Origin of the sequence: Halorubrum sp. FL23 (genome assembly GCF_052439115.2) — an archaeon.
Taxonomy (GTDB): Archaea; Halobacteriota; Halobacteria; order Halobacteriales; family Haloferacaceae; genus Halorubrum; species Halorubrum persicum.
On the sequence record NZ_JBQVRO020000015.1, the window covers coordinates 1 to 16,708 of the forward strand.

A 16,708-nucleotide genomic window follows, 5' to 3' on the forward strand; every position below is an offset into this window, starting at 1 on the left:
CATTCCAGCACCTGCTCGGAAATGTGCGGCTCTAACGCGTCGTAATCGTACGGCAGCGGATCGAGTTCGTAGCTCATTGTTGTATCACCTGTCTATAACGTGTTCGGGAACGCTGTTAAAGATAATGCGGCATACGATACCACGCGTCATCGGACGTGACATCGTATCGAGGAGCACGGGCGGAGAGCGCTGGGTTCGCGGTTCAGGCCGATCCGAGTTCGTGAGAGCAAGTGGGTCGCGCTCGGCGTCGCTCCGAGATGAATCTGGACGCGGTTCCCTGAGGCAACCTGCGAACGGGTTCCCGTCATTCTGGACGAAACGCGCGCGACGCGAAGTGCGTCGCGCGCTGACGGTGGGACTGGGATTCGAACCGATGCGAGACGGTCGCCCTCGCTCTGCTCGGGCGCTGCGACTCGCAGGCTTCGAATCTCTTGTGCGAAACGCGCGCGACGCGAAGTGCGTCGCGCGCTGACGGTGGGACTGGGATTCGAACCCAGGAAGCCGTGAGGCTACCGGTTTTCAAGACCGGCGCAATAGGCCACTCTGCCATCCCACCGCACCCGGACCGTCGGGGGCGTCCGACTAAGGGGTGTCGGTGTCGGTCGCCGCGGTCCCCCGAAGCCGGTAGTGGATCGCGAACACGCTGAGCGCGGCGAGGATCGGCGGCACGACGCCGGCGACCCGCGGGAGCCCGTAGAGGGCGCTGACGACGACCGACTCGGTCGGGTCGCGGAGCTCCGCCGGCGCGGAGATGATCATGCCGGCGTACAGCGAGAGGAGGAACAGGAAGCCGGCGTACGCGAGCTTTCGATCGTATCCCGGTTTCACGGGGTCGCCGCGGCGGTGCCGGCGAGCGACGAACAGCAGGGGCGCGAGCAGCGGCGCGACCGCGGCGAAGCCGGCGATCACGTACAGCGACCGCGAGAACAGGAACGTCCCACCCTGTACCTCCGCGGTTTCGGCCATCCAGACGATGAGCGCGAGGGTGACCACCGTCGCGATCAGCCCGGCCGCGAGCGCCCCGATCACGCCGTAGACGCGCATGGTCCACGACTCCGTCTCGCGGATCGCGTAGGGGATCGCACCGAACACCCCGCGGTAGCTGTCTGCCATCGACATCGCTACGGCCGACGGCGAATTAAACCCCTCGTCGCGACGTTCCGGGTGACGGGGCTTTTATACTCCGCAGTGGGACCTTCCGGCGTGGGTCTGTACGATACGTACCTCGCCGTCCGCCACCGCCTCCACGACGGCGACCCGCCCGAGCACGTCGCGATCGTCATCACCGAGCGCGACCTCCTCGCCGACGGCGCGTTCGACACCCTCTCGGCGGCGCTCGGGTGGGCCTTCGAGTACGGCGCGGCGCGCGTCACCGTCTCGGTGTCCGTGCTCGACGCCGCCGTCGTCCCGACGCTCGTCCGCGAACTCCGGCAGGTCGACGCCCCTCGGCCGCTCGTCGTTCGCGGGCCGGAGGACGCGACGCGCGACGGGAGCGCGCTCGAGCCCGAAAGCGACTCGGGACGGAGCACGCGCGGCGACCGACCGGACGACGCGCCGATCCGGATCACGGTCGGGCTCGGCGGCAAGGCCGAGTTCGCGGCCGCGGTGCGGGAGCTGGCGGCCGACGTGGAGGCCGGCAGCCTCGATCCGGAGTCGATCGACGCGGACGCCGTCTCTGACCGGCTGGTGTTCCCCGAGGAGCCGGATCTCGTGATCAAGACGGGTGCGGAGCGGCTCTCGGACTTCGCCATCTGGCAGTCGGTGTACGCCGAGCTCTACTTCACCGACGTGAACTGGCGGGACTTCAGAAAACGCGACTACCTTCGCGCCGTCCTCGACTTTCAGGACCGCCAGCGCCGGTTCGGTCGGTGATCGCGGGGCGGCGACGCGCTCCCGCGTTCCCGTCGCCGAGAGCGCGTCGAGGTCTTACCAGACGAACCGGAACAGCACCGTGAACGTGACGAGCGCGCCGACCGTCGAGAGGATCGGGACGACGTTCTGCATCAGCACCACGCGCGCGCTCGTGCTCGGATTGAACAGGTCCGACGCCGAGGGGATGTCGGTCGGGTCGCCCTCGCCGATCGGTCCCGTCTCGTCCGCCTTCAGCGCGCCGACGGAGACCTTCGGCTCCTTCTCGCCGCTGATCCCCTGTCGGACCGTGACGGTTCGCGTCGCGCGCCCCCAGCCGAGACCGACGATCGACATCGTCGCGATGATGACGAACGACGCCGGGATCCCCACCGCCGAGAGGCTGATGACGATCCCGGAGGAGACGCAGGCGACGACGATCGCCGCGGTCAGCGGGAGGTCGGTGATGTCGTTGCCGAGCGTGTCGAGCGTCCGGCGCGCGATCGTGAACGCGCCGACCGCGACCGCCGCGCTCCCGAGGAGGATCATCGGCGTCATCTCGACGTTGTCGAGCGCGACGAGCGGCGCGATCGCGTTCGCGATGTTCGACGTGCCCGAGGAGAAGGCCATCAGACAGCCGATCGCGATGACGACGAAGCCGCCGACGAGCTCGCGTCGCGTCGTGTTCGGGCCCGGAACCGGCTTGGGGACGATCCCCGATCGGTCGACCTCGAACAGCGCGCCGTCGGTGCTCTCGATCGCCACCCAGCTGTCGATCGCGGGGTAGAAGTACCGCCCGACGACGCCGGAGACCCAGAAGCCGATGATCGGCGCGACGATCCACCAGATGGCGATCTCACCCATCACGGCTCGATCGAGGGTGCCGGTCGCCAGTCCGAGCCCGGCGATGGCGCCCACGGCCGTCATCGACGTCGACGCCGGCACTCCGGCGAAGTTCCCGACGAACAGCGCGCCGCCGATGAAAAAGAGGACGACGATGCTCGTCTCCAGGGTGAACACGTTTCCGCCGGTGACCAGATCTTCGCCGAGCGTGGTCACGACGCGCTGTCCCAGCGTCCCCGCGCCGATGAAGAAGAACACCGACATCAGCGCCGCGGCGCCCGACTTCGAGATCACGTCCGCGCCGACCGCCGGGCCGAACGCCGGCCCGGTCGTCGCGCCCCCGATGTTGTATCCGACGAACGCCGCGACCACGAACCCGATGAGAAGTAAGACCTCAACCATATACACCCACAACGACACACGATGGGTTAAACGAACAGGTTTCTACATCCGGACGGCGGCAGCCACGACCGCTCACACCGCGACAGACGCACCCACGACCGGCGATCGGTGGGATCGAAACGACCGTCGAACGCTCGGACACGGAGCGGTCCGTCGGAGAGTCGGATACCGGGAGTATTTGTCTCGCGGTTGCCTCCGGTCAGACATGCGAACGCTCGTTTTCGACGGTCGGACCGGCGCCGCCGGCGACATGATCTGCGCCGCGCTGATCGCGGCCGGCGCCGACCCCGACGCCCTCGCGCCCGTGAGCGACCGGCTTCCGGTCCGGTACGAGGTCGGCGACGCGACGAAAAACGGAATCCGGGCGACGACCGTCGACGTGGTCCTCGACGGCGGCAGCGACGAGGAAGGCGACGACGCCGGCGGTTCCGGTGCGGATGAGCACGACCATACGCACGACCACGCGCACGGACACGACCATACGCACGACCACGCGCACGGACACGACCATACGCACGAGCACGACCATGCCCACGAGCACGGTCATACGCATGACCACGACGACGCGGAGCACACCGACGATGACCCCGAGCACGCCGAAGGAGCCGGCGTCCACCGCAGCTACCCCGAGGTCGTCACGCTCGTCCGGTCGATGGGTCTCCCCGACTCGGTTGAGTCCGTCGCGCTCGACGCCTTCGAGCGACTCGGTCGCGCTGAGGCCTCGGTCCACGGTACCGACCTCGACGAGACGCACTTTCACGAGGTCGGTGCCGACGACGCGATCGCCGACGTGGTCGGCGCGGCGCTGCTCCTCGACGACCTCGACCCCGACCGCGTCGTGACGACCCCGGTCGCGACCGGCGGCGGCGAGGTCGAGATGAGCCACGGCGTCTACCCGGTTCCGGCGCCGGCGACGACCGAAATCGCGTCCGGAGCCGACTTCGCGATGGTCGGCGGGCCGGTCGACCGCGAGCTGCTCACGCCCACGGGCGCCGCGATCCTCGCCGCGGTCGCCGAGGGCGTCGACGCGATCCCGGACCTCGACCTCGACGCCGCCGGCTACGGAGCGGGCGACGCGGCGTTTGACCGGTATCCGAACGTGCTCCGGGCGCTGGTCGGCGAGGGGCGCGAGCCGGGAGATGAGCGGCACGCCCGCGGCGACGCTCACGGACGCGGCGACGCCGCCCGCGCTCCCGACGACCGCGCCGGCGGCCTCGTCCACGACGACATCGCCGTTCTCGAAACGAACCTCGACGACGCCTCCCCCGAGGTGCTCGGCGGGCTCCAGGAGACGCTCAAACGCGCCGGCGCGCGCGACGTGACGATCGTGCCGACGACGATGAAGAAGTCGCGCCCGGGCCATCTCGTGACGGTGATCTGCAAGCCCGACGACGCCGAGGCGGTCGCGGAGCGGCTCGCTCGCGAGACGGGCACGCTCGGAGTTCGTCAGTCGGGCGCGACCCACCGGTGGATCGCCGAACGCGACTTCGAGACGGCGGTCGTCTCGGTCGACGGCGACGAGCACGAGGTGACCGTGAAGGTGGCCTCGACCGTCGACGGCGACGTGTACGACGTGAGCGCCGAGTACGACGACGCCGCCGCGGTCGCCGAGGCGACCGGGCTGCCGATCCGGGACGTGGTCCGCCGGGCGGAGCGGGACGGACGCGACCGGATCGGCGAGTAGGCGTTACCCGCTGAGACCGCTCCGGTCACCCCGGCGGGTCGACGCGCTCGACGCGCTCCGGTTCGACGCCGAACCCGTCCGCCAGCCGGTCGGCGACGCAGTCGGTGAACGCATCGGCGGGTCGGTCCCCGCCCCGGACTGAGAGGGTCGCGACCGCCTCGACGGTCGTGTCGTTGAGCCCGGGCTGGAGGCCCGCGATCGACAGGTCCTCGACGGCGACGCCGTCGACGCGCTCCAACTGCGCGCGGGCGCCGGCGACGAGGTCGCCGGTGGCGGCCTGCGAGACGCGCACCATGACGGTCGCTTCCACGGTCTGCGTGTGAATGGCGGCTGCCATAACCCCTCGCCGCGAGTCGAACGCGGTGCGGACCGGTCCGCGGCCTCGAACGCGGCTCCGTCCGAGACGGACCCGACGCTCGCGAGGGGGGACGGTCGCGTCCGGCGGTCGGTGGGCGACACAGCGGCGGCTGGAGAAGTCGGGCGGTGGTCCGTCCCGCGGGGAACTCCCCCAGCCGACGCGCGTCACGCGGTCGGGCGGACGGACCGTGTCTCCGGAATCCCGTAGCCGTTCCAGCCGAGGAGCGCGCCGCTGACGAGGGCGGCGGACGCCGAGGCGGCGGAACGGAAGCGGGTCATACGTGAATTCCGGCGGCGCAACGCGCCGTTGGTGACTCGGTTTATCGGAGAGATATTAAACCTGTGGCGGCCGCGAGCATTGGTAACTGTTCGCTTACACGTCGTGAGCGGCGACCCCGACTGCGACCACAAATCCCGTGCAGATGTCCCAGATCGTCCGGTTCCGGCGAGGGCGAGACGACAGGCCTATGACGAACGCCCGACCAGTTGCGCGTAAGCAGTCACCGTCATGATCGAGCGAATCCACACGTCGGACGTCGAACCGGACGCGGACGAGGTCGCCATCGCCGGCCACGTCCACGAAATCCGCGACCTGGGAGGCCTCGTTTTCCTCATCGTGCGCGACCGCGAGGGACTCATCCAGATCGTCTTCAAGGAGGAGCGCGAGCCGGAGCTGTTCGAGGCCGTCCAGGACGTGGGCGCCGAGGACGTGGTCCGCGTCGTCGGCGAGCCGCTGGAGAGCGATCAGGCGCCCGGCGGCGTCGAGATCGCGCCGACCGAGTACGAGGTCATCGACGAGGCGGACTCGCCGCTCCCGCTCGACATCTCGAAGGACATCGAGGTCGACCTCTCCACTCGGCTCGACAACCGCGCGCTCGACCTCCGCAAACCGGAGACGCTCGCGGTGTTCACCCTCCGCTCGAAGCTGATGACGGCGATGGAGGAGTGGTTCGACGACGAGGGGTTCGTCGACATCAAGACCCCCCTCATCTCGAAGGGCGGCGCCGAGGGCGGCGCCGAGCTGTTCCCGATCCTCTACTACAACCAGGACGCGTTCCTGTCGCAGAGCCCCCAGCTGTACAAGCAGATGCTGATGGCGTCGGGGTACGAGGCCGTCTACGAGACGGGCACCGCGTTCCGCGCCGAGGACTTCGCGACCTCCCGACACGTCTCCGAGATCGCGATGTTCGACGTGGAGCTCGCGTACATCGACGACCACGACGACGTGATGGACGTTCAGGAGGAGTCGCTGCGCCACGCGCTCCGCGCGGTCGCCGAGAACGCCGAGCGCGAGCTCGACCTGCTCGACGTCGACCTCGACGTACCCGAGGACGACTTCCCGCGGATCACCTTCGACGAAGCGCTCGACATCCTCGAAACCGAGTTCGGCCACTTCCCGGACGACCCGACCGACCTCGACACGAAAGGCGAGAAGCTGCTCGGCGAGCACTTCGAGGAACAGGGCCACCCCGCGTTCTTCGTCGTCGGCTACCCCGACGAGAAGTTCTACTACATGCAGGACGTCGAAGGGGACGACATCGCCTCGCGGAAGTTCGACCTCATCTACAAGGGGCAGGAGCTCTCCTCGGGCGGCCAGCGCGAGCACGACGTCGACCGCATGGTCGAGGTCATGGAGGAGGAGGGCGTCGAGACGGCCAACTTCGAGTTCTACATCGAGGCGCTCAGCTTCGGCACCCCGCCCCACGGCGGCTACGGGCTCGGGATCGACCGGCTCGTCCAGAAGGTCGCCGACCTCGACAACATCAAGGAGGCGATCATGTTCCCGCGCGACCCGAACCGGCTGGAGCCCTGAGCGAGTCGACACCCCGCAGGGCCGGAGCCCCACCCGAGGCGCCCCGGCCGGCGCGCGCAGACGCGCTTCGCTGATCCGGTCCGCGGCCGAGCCACCGCGCGTGGCCACCCGACGTATTCTTTTATAAGTAGCGCGCCGTTCTCGCCGAACCGCCGTCGAGGCGCTGTTCCCGCCGCCTAAACCGAATTAAATCGGGCACAAGTCGGCTAAACCGCTTGGGGTATTAAAGCAGACAGCGCCCCGAGCGGAACCCGTCATGAACGCGATCCGAACGACGCTGCTCGTGGCGCTCGCCACGGTGGTACTGATCGGGACCGGCGCGGCCGCCGGCGCCGTCGCGGCGACGCCCGGACCGGACAACGCTCCGGGGGACGCGGGGCCGCCGAGCGATCTGCCGGAGCAGGTACCGGAGTTCGTCGGGGACATCCTGCAGAGCGTGAACGACTTCCTCTCCGGGGAGGCCGACGACCTCGGTGAGAACGTGAGCGACGTGGCCGGCGACGGAACCGGGACCGACGACGGGTCCGGTTCCGGCGGCGGGCCCGATTCGGACGATGAGGAGGGGGTGTAGCGTGACTGACACCACTTCCAGTCTCGACGCGCTCGACCGGCGGACCTACCTGCAGGCGACCGGCGCCGCGGCGCTCGGGGCCGCCGGGCTGGCCGGCTGCGTCGGCCGCGCGACCGGGACGCTCGCCACCGCCGTCACCGACCAGCCCGCCGACATCGGCGACTTCGAGTCGCTCGTGGTCACCGTCGAGGGGATCTGGCTCGGGCCGGAGGGCGCCGAGAGCGGCGCGGACGGGAACGCGACTGACGAAGGGAACGCGACGGACGGAGAGGCCCCGACGGACGGTGCCGACGGCAACGAGACCGACGACGGCGATGACGGAGACGAGGCCGGCGACGGCGACCCCTCCGGCCGCGAGTATCACGAGTTCGACGAGCCGCAGGACGCCGACCTCGTTCAGCTCCAGAACGGGGAGACGCAGCTGATCGACGAGCGAGAGCTGTCCGTCGGGACGTACCGATTCCTCCAGCTGGACATCTCGGGCGTCGAGGGCACGCTGGAGGGCGGCGACGAGGCTCAGGTCGATCGGCCGGGAAACGCCCCGCTGACGTTCAACGCGGAGTTCGACGTTCGCGAGAACACCCGAACGGTGTTCACCGCCGACTTCGCTCCGGTCCGGCGCGGCAACGGGCGATACCTCCTTCGACCGGTTCCGAGCGGGATCGAGGTCGATTACGTGGAGACGAACGGCGGCGAGACCGACGACAACAACGAGAGCGACGACGAGACTGAGTAGGCAGCGGCGCATCGCGTTCCCCCACGGTCCCCCGTTGAAGCCGCGGTCCGGTCGCCGGACGATATCCGTCCCGGCCATCGGCGGCCACGGCTTCGGGGTCAGGGCTGGGAGCGGTCCCGGGATTCGGGGACCAGGGGAATGCACGTCGGCATCGGTCCCCCGTCGGAGGCACACGACCCGTTCGACCGTCCCGTCACGTCGATCGCGGCGGGACGGTCGGGTTTTCGTTCGGTACGACGCACCACGTCGACGCGCGTAGTGCCAACGCCGGTCAGGCGGTCGGCGACGCGCGGTCGCTTACGACTGTCCGATACAGCGGTCCGGCGAGCAACAGCGCTCCGAGGCCGGCCATCGCGACGATCGCGGTCGGGTCGATCGAGGCGACGCCGCCGGACGCGAGCCGGTCGACGGAGACGCCGATCGCGACACCGATGACCGCCCACGGAAACTCGCCGAGCGCCGTGCCGACGGCCAGCGACCGGAGGCGGATCCCGGACCCGGCGGCGGCGACCGAGACGGCGTCCGAGGGGATCGGTAGCAGCCGGATCGCGGTGACGGCCCGAACGCCGCCGGTGGTCTCGGCAAGCCGCTCGCCGGCGCCGCAGAGCCGATCGGCGATCCGCGACCCCTCTCGGGCTCTGACGCGCCCGGCCCGCGTGAGCCAGTACGGCGGCAGCGCGGTCGCGACCATCGCGGCGACGCCGATCGGGAGTCCGGCCCACCCGTATCCGAAGCCGGCGACGACGGCGAGCAGGGTCGTCGGCCACGCGAGGAGGGGCCTGATCGCCGTCAGCGCGACCAGCGCGGCGCCGAATCGGACCGGGTCGTCGGCGAGCCACGTCAGCGGTCCGAGCACGACCTCGGGGGAGACGACCCACGCGGCCGACGCGATCGCGGCCAGCGCGACGCCCGCGAGCACGTACCCGACGGCCCCGGTTCGACGGTTCACGAGCGATGGTGTCTCCTCGGGCAATAAACGCTTTGTGGAGCGCTCCGGGGAGTCACGACAGCTTCCCGAGCGCCTCGAAGAAGTCGGACTGGGGGCCGGCGATCCGCATCGGCGGAGTCGTTCGATCGACGGTCACCTCGGTCGGTGCGGTGAGGGTCGTCACGTTCCGCCCGTCGCTGGCGACGACGGCCTCCTCGACGCCTTCGACCGTCACGGTCACCGTCGCGTCGGCGTCGACGACGAGCGGGGGCATTCCCTCCTCGGCGACCATCTCGTTGACCACGAGCCCGCTCACTCCCGGGTGGACGAGCGGCCCGCCCTCCGAGAGGTTGTACGCCGTCGAGCCGGTCGGCGTCGCGACGAGGACGCCGTCGGCGTGGCCGCCGGCGTACCGGCTCCCGTCCACGCGGACCTCGTAGTCGATCCCGGCGCCCGGACCGCGTCGCCCGCTCTGGATAACGATCTCGTTGGCCGCGGGGACCGAGGTCCAACTGTCGGTCCGCGCGGCGAGCCGCGGCGCCTCCCGCACGTCCATCTCCCCGCGGTCGAACGCCGCGACCTCCGAGAGGACGGCCTCCTCGGCCGCCTCCGGGGGGACCGCGTTGAGAAAGCCGACCTCGCCGAGGTTGACGCCGACGATCGGGGTGCCCTCGGCGTTCCGCGCGACGAAGAGAAACGTCCCGTCCCCGCCGACCGCGACCGCGAGGTCGCAGTCAGCGAGGGCGGCGACCGCCCGGCCGGCCTCCGGATCGTCGAGCGCGTCGGCGGTCTCCGCGTCGAGCCAGACGGATGCGCCGGCGCCGACGACCGCGTCGCGCAGCTCGTCGGCGACGGCGACCGCGCGCTCGCTTCCCTTCCGAGCCACGATTCCGACCTCCATGCGCCACCGATTCTCGCCACCGGACAAAAGGATGCGGACATCGGACCGCGGTTCCGGAAAGTTTCAAGCCGTCGGCCCGCCTTGCCTGAACCATGTCGACCCCCCACGGCCGACTGGAACCATGAGCGAGGAGGACGACTGGTTCGAGCGCGCGCTGCAGGACGACGCGGACAGCGATGCGGCCGACGACGGGGAGGGGGACGAGGCGAGCGGAGACCGAGGCGGGGAAGGCGCCGAACCCGACGAGGCGGGCGGCGAGGACGAAGCCGGCGGGGAACGGAGCCAGAAGCGGGACGACGAAGGCGACGACGAGAGTGACAGTGACCCGTTCGGCGGGATCCGAGAGGGAGAGGGGGACTCCTCGCGCGATGTCGATAGCGGCCTCGGCGCGGACGAGTTCGGGGATGACGACTCCGACGGCGAGCCCCCCGACAGCGGTGTCGCCGCCGATGACGACCCGTTCGGCGGTGGCGCGTTCGGAGACGAGGCGTCCGAAGCCGATACGTCCGGCGGCGATGCGTTCGGTGGCGGCTCTTTCGGCGGGGAGGATCCCTTCGACGGCGGATCGACGGGGAGCGACACCGCGGACCCGACGGGATCCGGGGGGTTCGGCGGGGAGTCGTTCGGTGAGGACGACCCGTTCGACGAGGGGGGAGGTAGCGCTGAGAACGGCGGGCCGACCGGAGGCGGCTCGGCCGACCCCTTCGGCGGCTACAGGGGGAACGCGGCGGGGGCGTCGGGAGGGCCGGACGATGTCGGTTTCGGCGACTTTGAGGGCGGAGAAGGCGGGGACGCGTCCTCGGAGTTCGATGTCGATCCCGACGAGTTCGAGTCGTCGATCGACCGCACCGACATCGGGATCGAGGGGCTCGACGAGATGATCCTCGGCGGGGTCCCGCGCCGCTCCCTCCTGTCCGTCATCGGCGGCGCCGGGACCGGGAAGACGACGTTCGCGCTCCAGTTTCTCAACCAGGCGCTCGAAGCCGGTCGGAAAGGGGTGTACATCACCCTCGAACAGACCCGCGAGTCGATCCTCTCGACGGCCGAGGAGAAGGGGTGGTCGTTCCGCGAGCACGCGGCGGAGGACCGACTCGCGGTGGTCGCTATCGACCCGATCGAGATGGCGAACTCGCTGGCGTCGATCCGGAACGACCTCACCCGGCTCATCGCCGACTTCGACGCCGACCGGCTCGTGCTCGACTCCGTCTCCCTGCTCGAAATGATGTACGACCACCCGGCGAAGCGCCGCTCGGAGGTGTTCGGCTTCACCCGGTCGCTGAAGGAGGCCGGGGTCACCACCCTGCTCACCTCGGAGGCGAGCGAGCAGAACCCCTTCGCCTCTCGCCACGGGATCGTCGAGTACCTCACCGACGGGGTGTTCGTCCTCCAGTACATCCGCGGGACCGACTTCCGCGAGACGCGTCTCGCCGTCGAGATCCAGAAGATCCGCGACGCGAATCACTCGCGGCAGTCGAAGCCGTACGAGATCACCGACACCGGCATCTCGGTGTACGGACAGGCGAACATCTTCTAACCCGGCGCTCGCCGTGACAGAGCCACACGAGAAGATGCACCGTCCGGGAGTCACGCGAGTGGAGCGAGCGTGACAACGGACGGTGCACGAACGAAGTGAGTTTGCCGACCCAAGGGAGGCAACCGTCGACTGACGTAGTCAGTCGGGAGTGCACCGTCCGGGAATTGAACCCGGGCTATTAGCTTGGGAAGCTAATGTCCTACCACTGGACCAACGGTGCGCACTCGAACGTACCGAATCGTCACACTTGAACGTAGCGTTTCGGGTGCCGGGAGCCACACCCTTAACCCGCCGCCGACGGAGTCGTCTCCATGCACTCACAGCCGAACGAGACGGACGTATCGGCCGATCCAGCGGCCATCGAGCGCGTCCGAGAGCGACGCGCCGCCCTGGCGCCGGCGCTCGGCCGAACGTGGACCGACGACGGGCCGCGGCGCTTCCTCACCAACCTGACCGCGCTCGGGAGTCGGATGGCCGGCAGCGAGGGAGAGCGCCGAGCCGCCGCGATCGTCGCCGACGCGTTCGCGCGGGCGGGGCTCGCCGACATCGAGACGAGGCCGTTCGAGATGGCCGCCTGGGAGCGCGAGAGCGCGACGCTCCGGCTGACGGCGCCCGGACGCGACGGCGCGGCGACGACCCGCGAGTTCGAGGCGATCGCCCTGCCGTACTCGCCCGCGGGACGCGTCACCGGCGAACTCGTGGATGTCGGCTACGGCACGCCCGCCGAGATCGACGAGCGGGCGGTCGAGGGGCGGATCGCGGTCGCGTCGACGACGACCCCGGAGGGGAGCCGGTTCGTCCACCGGATGGAGAAGTTCGGCTACGCGGTCGACGCGGGCGCGCTCGGGTTCATCTTCGTCAACCACCTCGACGGCCAGCTCCCGCCCACGGGGTCGCTGACGTTCGGCGAGGAGGCCGACGCGGTCGCCGTCGGCGTCTCGAAGGAGACCGGCGCGTGGCTCCGGGAGTACGCCGTCGACGGTCGCGGCGGGGACGGGCGAGGCGGAGCGACGGAAGGCGACTCCGCGGCGACCGCCGACCTGTCGGTCGAGGCGACGACCGAGCCGGGAGAGAGCCGGAACGTGGTCGGTCACGTGGGCCCCCAAACCGACGAGCGGCTACTCCTGCTCGCGCATTACGACGCGCACGACATCGCGGAGGGCGCGCTCGACAACGGCTGCGGGATCGCGACCGCCGTGACCGCCGCGGCGATCCTGGCCGAGGCGGCGCTCCCGATCGGCGTCGACGTGGTCGCCGTCGGCGCGGAGGAGGTGGGGCTCCTCGGCGCGGAGGAACTGGCGGAGCGGCTCGATCTCGACCGGATCCGAGGCGTGGTCAACGTCGACGGCGCGGGGCGGTTCCGCGACCTCGTGGCGCTTGCGCACGCCTCCGAGGCGGCCGCCGAGGTCGCCGACGCGGTGTCGGTGGGCGCCAATCACCCGATCACGGTTGACGTGGAGCCGCATCCGTTCTCCGACCAGTGGCCGTTCGTCCGGCGCGGGGTGCCGGCGCTCCAGCTCCACAGCGACTCCGGCGACCGGGGACGAGGGTGGGGGCACACGCACGCGGACACCCGCGACAAGGTCGACGACCGCAACGTTCGGGAGCACGCGATGCTCGTCGCCCTCCTCGTCGCCGAGTTCGCGGCCCCCGAGCGCGAGGTGGATCGGCTCGACCGCGGCGACCTGATCGCCGCGCTTCGCGAGGCCGACTTCGAGACGGGGATGCGCGCGGCCGACCTGTGGCCCGCCGGGTGGGAGTGACGCCGGTCAGTTCCCGCGGCCCTCCGGCATCGGCGGCGGCGCGCGCTTGTGCGCCGTCGCGCGGTGGCGCGCGAGCAGTTCCGCGACCGTCTCCCCGTCGGCCTCGGTCGCGACCCGTTCGGCGACCGTCTCCGCGTCGAGCCCGCGATCCACGGCCAGCCGCAGCGCGGTATCGATCACGTCGTACGGGGCGCCGAGATCGTCGGCGTCGCGCTGTCCGGGGAGAAACCCCGCTGTCGGCGGCTTCTCGACGACGAACGCGGGCACGTCGAGCTCCTCGGCGAGCGCGCGAACGTCGGTCTTGTACAGGTGTCCGAGCGGCAGCAGGTCCGCGGCGCCGTCTCCGTGTTTCGTCACGTAGCCGAGCAGGTGTTCGCTCCGGTTGGTCGTCCCGCAGACGAGCCGGTTCGTCGCGTTGGCGGCGAGATACGCCACGGCCATCCGGAGCCGCGCGATCGCGTTCCCGGACCGAACCGGCTCGTCGTGGAGGTCGAACCGGTCGGGTGCGACCGCACCGAACTGCGCGAACAGCGGCTGAAGGTGGACGGTGTCGTGGTCGATCCCGAGCGCGTCCGCGAGCGCCTCGGCGTCGCGGGCGTGCGGCGCCCCGACCTTGTTACAGGGGAGAATAAGCCCGTACACGCGGTCGGCCCCGAGCGCCTCGACCGCCAGCGCCGCCGTGACCGTCGAGTCGAGGCCGCCGCTCATGTTGACGACCACCCCGTCCGCGCTCGCGTCCGCGACCGCGTCCTGGATGAACGCCCGGATCCGCTCGCGCTCCGCGGCCGGGTCGGGTGTGTCCAGCGATTCGGTGCCGTCAGCGAGGTCCGCACGGTCCCGCTGATCCGCGGTCCCCGACGCCGGGGCCGCGGAGCGGTCGGGCACGGTCTCCGACTCGAACGCGGTCGGCTGCGGGTCACCCATCGGTCCGCCCCCCGAACGACCGCCTTGGGACCGATCCGCCCGAGGAGAACCCGAGCGAAGCGAACGATGTTCCGGCGATCCGAACGGACCCCGGATCGCGGGCGTCCGGCCGACACGTACGGGCGTCGGTTCGATGGCTCATAGTCGTCCACCGCTTTCGAATCGACGGGTAAATACTCGTGGTAGGGGTTGTTTAAGGAATTACACGAATAACACACAGTAAGATCTATTCTGCATCCAATACAAAATCATACACCCAACAAAATCTCAAAAGACCTCCGGGATACAGAAGCAGTCGCATTGGGATTCGGTAATGCCACGATAGGGTTCAAAAGCACGGTAGAACACAAAATACACAAAATTATCTCGCCATGACATTCCTTATCAACCATATAAGGTGATTTTATCACAACACTTATCCAATGCTGGTCGCTCGATACGCGCATGTCGACGATACAGCTCACGAGCAGTCAGAAACGAGTGCTCACGGCGCTCGTAAACCTCGCAGAGAACGCGGATCGGCCGGTGTCGGGAGCGCGGATCGCCGAGTCGATCGACCGAAACGCCGGGACGGTTCGAAACCGGATGCAGAGCCTGCGCGACGTGGGTCTGGTAGAGGGCGTCGCCGGACCGAAGGGCGGCTACGTCCCGACCGACGCGGCCTACGAGACGCTCGGCGTCGAGCGGATGGACGGCGCCGCGACCACGCCCGTCGAGTGCGAGGGCGATCCGGTAGAGGGCGTGAACGTCGAGGAGATCGACCTCTCCAGCGTCGCCAACCCCGAACTGTGTCGGGCGGAGCTCGTGATCCGCGGTCCGGTCGGCACCTTCGACGCCGGCGACCGGGTGACCGTCGGTCCGACGCCGGGCGAGGGGCTCCGGCTCTCGGGGGTCGTCGACGCGACGCACGTCGACGGCAACACCCTGTTGGTCCGCGTCGAGGGGATGGAGACGGGGGGCGGCGAGCAGGCGGCGTAGGTCACGACCGGTCCGGTCCCGCGATCCGAGACCGGATCGCCCCCGTCGCCGCGGCGGCGTGTCGGGCGTCGCGGTACCGGTCTCCGAAGGCGACGCGCGCGCTCTCGGCCGCCTCGGGGTCGACCTCGAATTCGACACCCCCGTAGCTCACGTCCCAGAGCACCAGCGGCTCGGGCGGCGCGGGCCCGACGCCGAACTCTCCGGGGACCGGATCGGGGGCGAGCAGACGGTCGATCAGGGAGCCGTCCGACGTGCCGCGGCCGACCGCGCGGACCGCGGCGACGAGTCGGCGCACGAGCTTCCGCGGGAACCCCCCGGCGCTCACCTCGACGACGAGGAGGTCCCCGTCTCGGGTCGCGGTCGCGTCCAGGTCTCGGACGGTTCCGGTCTCGTCGCTCGTCAGGTTGTGAAAGTCGTGCTCGCCGGAAAACCGAGCGAGCGCGTCCCGAACGCGACCGTCGTCGACCGCGTGATCTCGCTCCGGCTCCGCGGTGCGGGCCGGCGCGTACAGGTGATAGCGGTAGGTCCGCCGGGTCGCGTCGTGAGTCGCGTGAAGCCCTTCAGACACGTCGGCGGCCGCCCAGACCCGCACCGAGCCCGGGAGGTGCCCGTTGAACGCCCGCGGCGTGAGCCAATCGGGCGCCGCGAACGCGACCGTCTGCGCGACCGCGGAGACGCCGGCGTCCGTCCGGCCCGCGGCGGCGTACCCCGGCGGCGTCGCGTGCGTGGGCCCGTCGCCGCGGTCGATGACCCCGTGTTCGGCGAGCGCGCGCAGCAGGGTCCCCTCGACGGTCGTCGCGTGCGGCTGCCGCTGGAAACCGGCGTACTCGCGGCCGTCGTACGCGACCCGGAACGCGCGGGTCGCCGTCGGCCCGTCGGTCACTCCGCGTCGGCGGCGTCGCCCGCGCCGACGGCCGCCTCCGAGTCCGCCGCTTCCTCCAGGTCGGCCATCGGCACCGTGACGACCGGGACGGGAGAGACGCGAACGATCTTCTCGGTGACGCTCCCGAGGAGGACGCGCCGGAGGCCGGAGCGCGCGTGGCTCGGCATCACGACGATGTCGGCACCCACGTCGTCGATCGCGTTCTCGATGACGTCGACCGGCTCACCCTGAATGACGTTGCCGACCACCTCGATGCCCGCCGACTCCAGCTCCGCCGTCACGGTCTCGACCCGCTCCGCGGCCGCGTCCTCGACGCGCTCCGCGAACGCGCCGGCCTGTGGGCCGCGAAGCGTCTGGGCGATCGTGTCGATGGCGGAGACGACGTACACGGTCGCGTCGTAGCGCTCCGCGAGGCTTTTGGCGTGCGGTATGGCGTCGTTCCCTTCGCCGCCCGGCGCCACTGGAAGGAGGATGTCGTCGTACATACGCGAGGCTCCGCCCGCCGGATGCAAAACGGTACCGGCCGTCGGATGGACCGACGCC

At 70.2% G+C, this 16,708-nt stretch carries 16 protein-coding genes, 2 tRNA genes and 1 pseudogene; 8 read left to right on the forward strand and 11 right to left on the reverse strand.

The window, feature by feature from the left end; translation table 11 throughout:
- The 3 genes and pseudogenes from ACT4MF_RS15210 to ACT4MF_RS15220 form a co-directional block, all read right to left on the reverse strand.
- Positions 1-77: pseudogene (locus ACT4MF_RS15210) on the reverse strand (superoxide dismutase); the annotation flags it as partial.
- A 395-nt stretch (positions 78-472) separates the two neighbouring features.
- Positions 473-556 (reverse strand) — tRNA-Ser (locus ACT4MF_RS15215).
- Between the two features lie 26 nt (positions 557-582).
- Positions 583-1,113 (reverse strand): DUF8056 family protein, encoded by a 531-nt coding sequence (locus ACT4MF_RS15220; RefSeq protein WP_099255238.1) that lies wholly within the window; start codon positions 1,111-1,113, stop codon positions 583-585.
- Positions 1,114-1,203: 90 nt separating this feature from the next.
- Here ACT4MF_RS15220 and ACT4MF_RS15225 point away from each other — a divergent pair, with 90 nt between their 5' ends.
- The gene (locus ACT4MF_RS15225) at positions 1,204-1,872 is read left to right on the forward strand and encodes an undecaprenyl diphosphate synthase family protein (protein WP_444683272.1); all 669 of its coding nucleotides are present in this window, start codon (positions 1,204-1,206) and stop codon (positions 1,870-1,872) included.
- Positions 1,873-1,926: 54 nt separating this feature from the next.
- Here ACT4MF_RS15225 and ACT4MF_RS15230 read toward each other — a convergent pair whose 3' ends face one another.
- Positions 1,927-3,093, reverse strand: coding sequence for an inorganic phosphate transporter (locus ACT4MF_RS15230; protein WP_099255240.1), 1,167 nt, complete (start codon positions 3,091-3,093; stop codon positions 1,927-1,929).
- Between the two features lie 205 nt (positions 3,094-3,298).
- Here ACT4MF_RS15230 and larC point away from each other — a divergent pair, with 205 nt between their 5' ends.
- On the forward strand, positions 3,299-4,777 hold the full coding sequence (gene larC / locus ACT4MF_RS15235; RefSeq protein WP_444683273.1) for a nickel pincer cofactor biosynthesis protein LarC: 1,479 nt from the start codon (positions 3,299-3,301) through the stop codon (positions 4,775-4,777).
- A 25-nt stretch (positions 4,778-4,802) separates the two neighbouring features.
- Here the strand turns inward: larC and ACT4MF_RS15240 are convergent, their stop codons facing one another.
- Positions 4,803-5,114, reverse strand: a complete 312-nt coding sequence (locus tag ACT4MF_RS15240; protein ID WP_099255242.1) for a hypothetical protein — start codon at positions 5,112-5,114, stop codon at positions 4,803-4,805.
- A 528-nt stretch (positions 5,115-5,642) separates the two neighbouring features.
- Between ACT4MF_RS15240 and aspS the strand changes: the two genes are divergently transcribed.
- The 3 genes from aspS (at position 5,643) to ACT4MF_RS15255 (ending at position 8,254) form a co-directional block, all read left to right on the forward strand.
- Entirely contained in the window at positions 5,643-6,947 is a 1,305-nt protein-coding gene (gene aspS / locus ACT4MF_RS15245) for an aspartate--tRNA(Asn) ligase (RefSeq protein ID WP_099255243.1), read from the forward strand.
- Positions 6,948-7,203: 256 nt separating this feature from the next.
- Positions 7,204-7,518, forward strand: coding sequence for a hypothetical protein (locus tag ACT4MF_RS15250; protein WP_099255244.1), 315 nt, complete (start codon positions 7,204-7,206; stop codon positions 7,516-7,518).
- A 1-nt stretch (position 7,519) separates the two neighbouring features.
- Positions 7,520-8,254, forward strand: a complete 735-nt coding sequence (locus ACT4MF_RS15255; protein ID WP_444683274.1) for a DUF4382 domain-containing protein — start codon at positions 7,520-7,522, stop codon at positions 8,252-8,254.
- A 271-nt stretch (positions 8,255-8,525) separates the two neighbouring features.
- On the opposite strand, the gene ACT4MF_RS15260 is transcribed toward ACT4MF_RS15255, so the two are convergent.
- Positions 8,526-9,203 (reverse strand): TVP38/TMEM64 family protein, encoded by a 678-nt coding sequence (locus ACT4MF_RS15260; protein WP_099255246.1) that lies wholly within the window; start codon positions 9,201-9,203, stop codon positions 8,526-8,528.
- Positions 9,204-9,255: 52 nt separating this feature from the next.
- On the reverse strand, positions 9,256-10,083 hold the full coding sequence (locus ACT4MF_RS15265; protein WP_444683275.1) for an NAD(+)/NADH kinase: 828 nt from the start codon (positions 10,081-10,083) through the stop codon (positions 9,256-9,258).
- 121 nt (positions 10,084-10,204) lie between these two features.
- On the opposite strand from ACT4MF_RS15265, the gene ACT4MF_RS15270 reads away from it, so the two are divergent.
- Positions 10,205-11,617, forward strand: a complete 1,413-nt coding sequence (locus ACT4MF_RS15270; RefSeq protein ID WP_444683276.1) for a KaiC domain-containing protein — start codon at positions 10,205-10,207, stop codon at positions 11,615-11,617.
- A gap of 149 nt (positions 11,618-11,766) precedes the next feature.
- Here the strand turns inward: ACT4MF_RS15270 and ACT4MF_RS15275 are convergent.
- A tRNA-Gly gene (locus tag ACT4MF_RS15275) sits at positions 11,767-11,837 on the reverse strand.
- A gap of 91 nt (positions 11,838-11,928) precedes the next feature.
- On the opposite strand from ACT4MF_RS15275, the gene ACT4MF_RS15280 reads away from it, so the two are divergent.
- A complete protein-coding gene (locus ACT4MF_RS15280; protein ID WP_444683277.1) occupies positions 11,929-13,380 on the forward strand; it encodes a M28 family peptidase in 1,452 nt (483 codons plus the stop codon).
- Positions 13,381-13,386: 6 nt separating this feature from the next.
- On the opposite strand, the gene ACT4MF_RS15285 is transcribed toward ACT4MF_RS15280, so the two are convergent.
- Positions 13,387-14,304: an NAD+ synthase gene (locus ACT4MF_RS15285; RefSeq protein ID WP_444683278.1), complete on the reverse strand. Its 918-nt coding sequence runs from the start codon at positions 14,302-14,304 to the stop codon at positions 13,387-13,389.
- A gap of 444 nt (positions 14,305-14,748) precedes the next feature.
- Between ACT4MF_RS15285 and ACT4MF_RS15290 the strand changes: the two genes are divergently transcribed.
- A complete protein-coding gene (locus ACT4MF_RS15290; protein ID WP_099255251.1) occupies positions 14,749-15,282 on the forward strand; it encodes an Rrf2 family transcriptional regulator in 534 nt (177 codons plus the stop codon).
- 1 nt (position 15,283) lies between these two features.
- On the opposite strand, the gene truA is transcribed toward ACT4MF_RS15290, so the two are convergent.
- The gene (gene truA / locus ACT4MF_RS15295; RefSeq protein ID WP_444683279.1) at positions 15,284-16,165 is read right to left on the reverse strand and encodes a tRNA pseudouridine(38-40) synthase TruA; all 882 of its coding nucleotides are present in this window, start codon (positions 16,163-16,165) and stop codon (positions 15,284-15,286) included.
- Positions 16,162-16,650 carry a universal stress protein gene (locus ACT4MF_RS15300; protein ID WP_099255253.1) on the reverse strand — a complete coding sequence of 163 codons (489 nt, stop codon included), beginning with the start codon at positions 16,648-16,650 and terminating at the stop codon, positions 16,162-16,164. The genes truA and ACT4MF_RS15300 overlap by 4 nt, the downstream gene beginning before the upstream one ends.
- Positions 16,651-16,708: the final 58 nt, after the last annotated feature.

Bases quoted from the DNA above. Each gene is read 5' to 3' on its own strand.
- ACT4MF_RS15230 (WP_099255240.1), bottom strand. From the start codon at position 3,093: ATGGTTGAGGTCTTACTTCTCATCGGGTTCGTGGTCGCGGCGTTCGTC.
- ACT4MF_RS15280 (WP_444683277.1), top strand. From the start codon at position 11,929: ATGCACTCACAGCCGAACGAGACGGACGTATCGGCCGATCCAGCGGCC.
- ACT4MF_RS15285 (WP_444683278.1), bottom strand. From the start codon at position 14,304: ATGGGTGACCCGCAGCCGACCGCGTTCGAGTCGGAGACCGTGCCCGAC.
- ACT4MF_RS15265 (WP_444683275.1), bottom strand. From the start codon at position 10,083: ATGGAGGTCGGAATCGTGGCTCGGAAGGGAAGCGAGCGCGCGGTCGCC.
- ACT4MF_RS15250 (WP_099255244.1), top strand. From the start codon at position 7,204: ATGAACGCGATCCGAACGACGCTGCTCGTGGCGCTCGCCACGGTGGTA.
- ACT4MF_RS15300 (WP_099255253.1), bottom strand. From the start codon at position 16,650: ATGTACGACGACATCCTCCTTCCAGTGGCGCCGGGCGGCGAAGGGAAC.
- ACT4MF_RS15270 (WP_444683276.1), top strand. From the start codon at position 10,205: ATGAGCGAGGAGGACGACTGGTTCGAGCGCGCGCTGCAGGACGACGCG.
- ACT4MF_RS15290 (WP_099255251.1), top strand. From the start codon at position 14,749: ATGTCGACGATACAGCTCACGAGCAGTCAGAAACGAGTGCTCACGGCG.
- aspS (WP_099255243.1), top strand. From the start codon at position 5,643: ATGATCGAGCGAATCCACACGTCGGACGTCGAACCGGACGCGGACGAG.
- larC (WP_444683273.1), top strand. From the start codon at position 3,299: ATGCGAACGCTCGTTTTCGACGGTCGGACCGGCGCCGCCGGCGACATG.
- ACT4MF_RS15220 (WP_099255238.1), bottom strand. From the start codon at position 1,113: ATGGCAGACAGCTACCGCGGGGTGTTCGGTGCGATCCCCTACGCGATC.
- ACT4MF_RS15240 (WP_099255242.1), bottom strand. From the start codon at position 5,114: ATGGCAGCCGCCATTCACACGCAGACCGTGGAAGCGACCGTCATGGTG.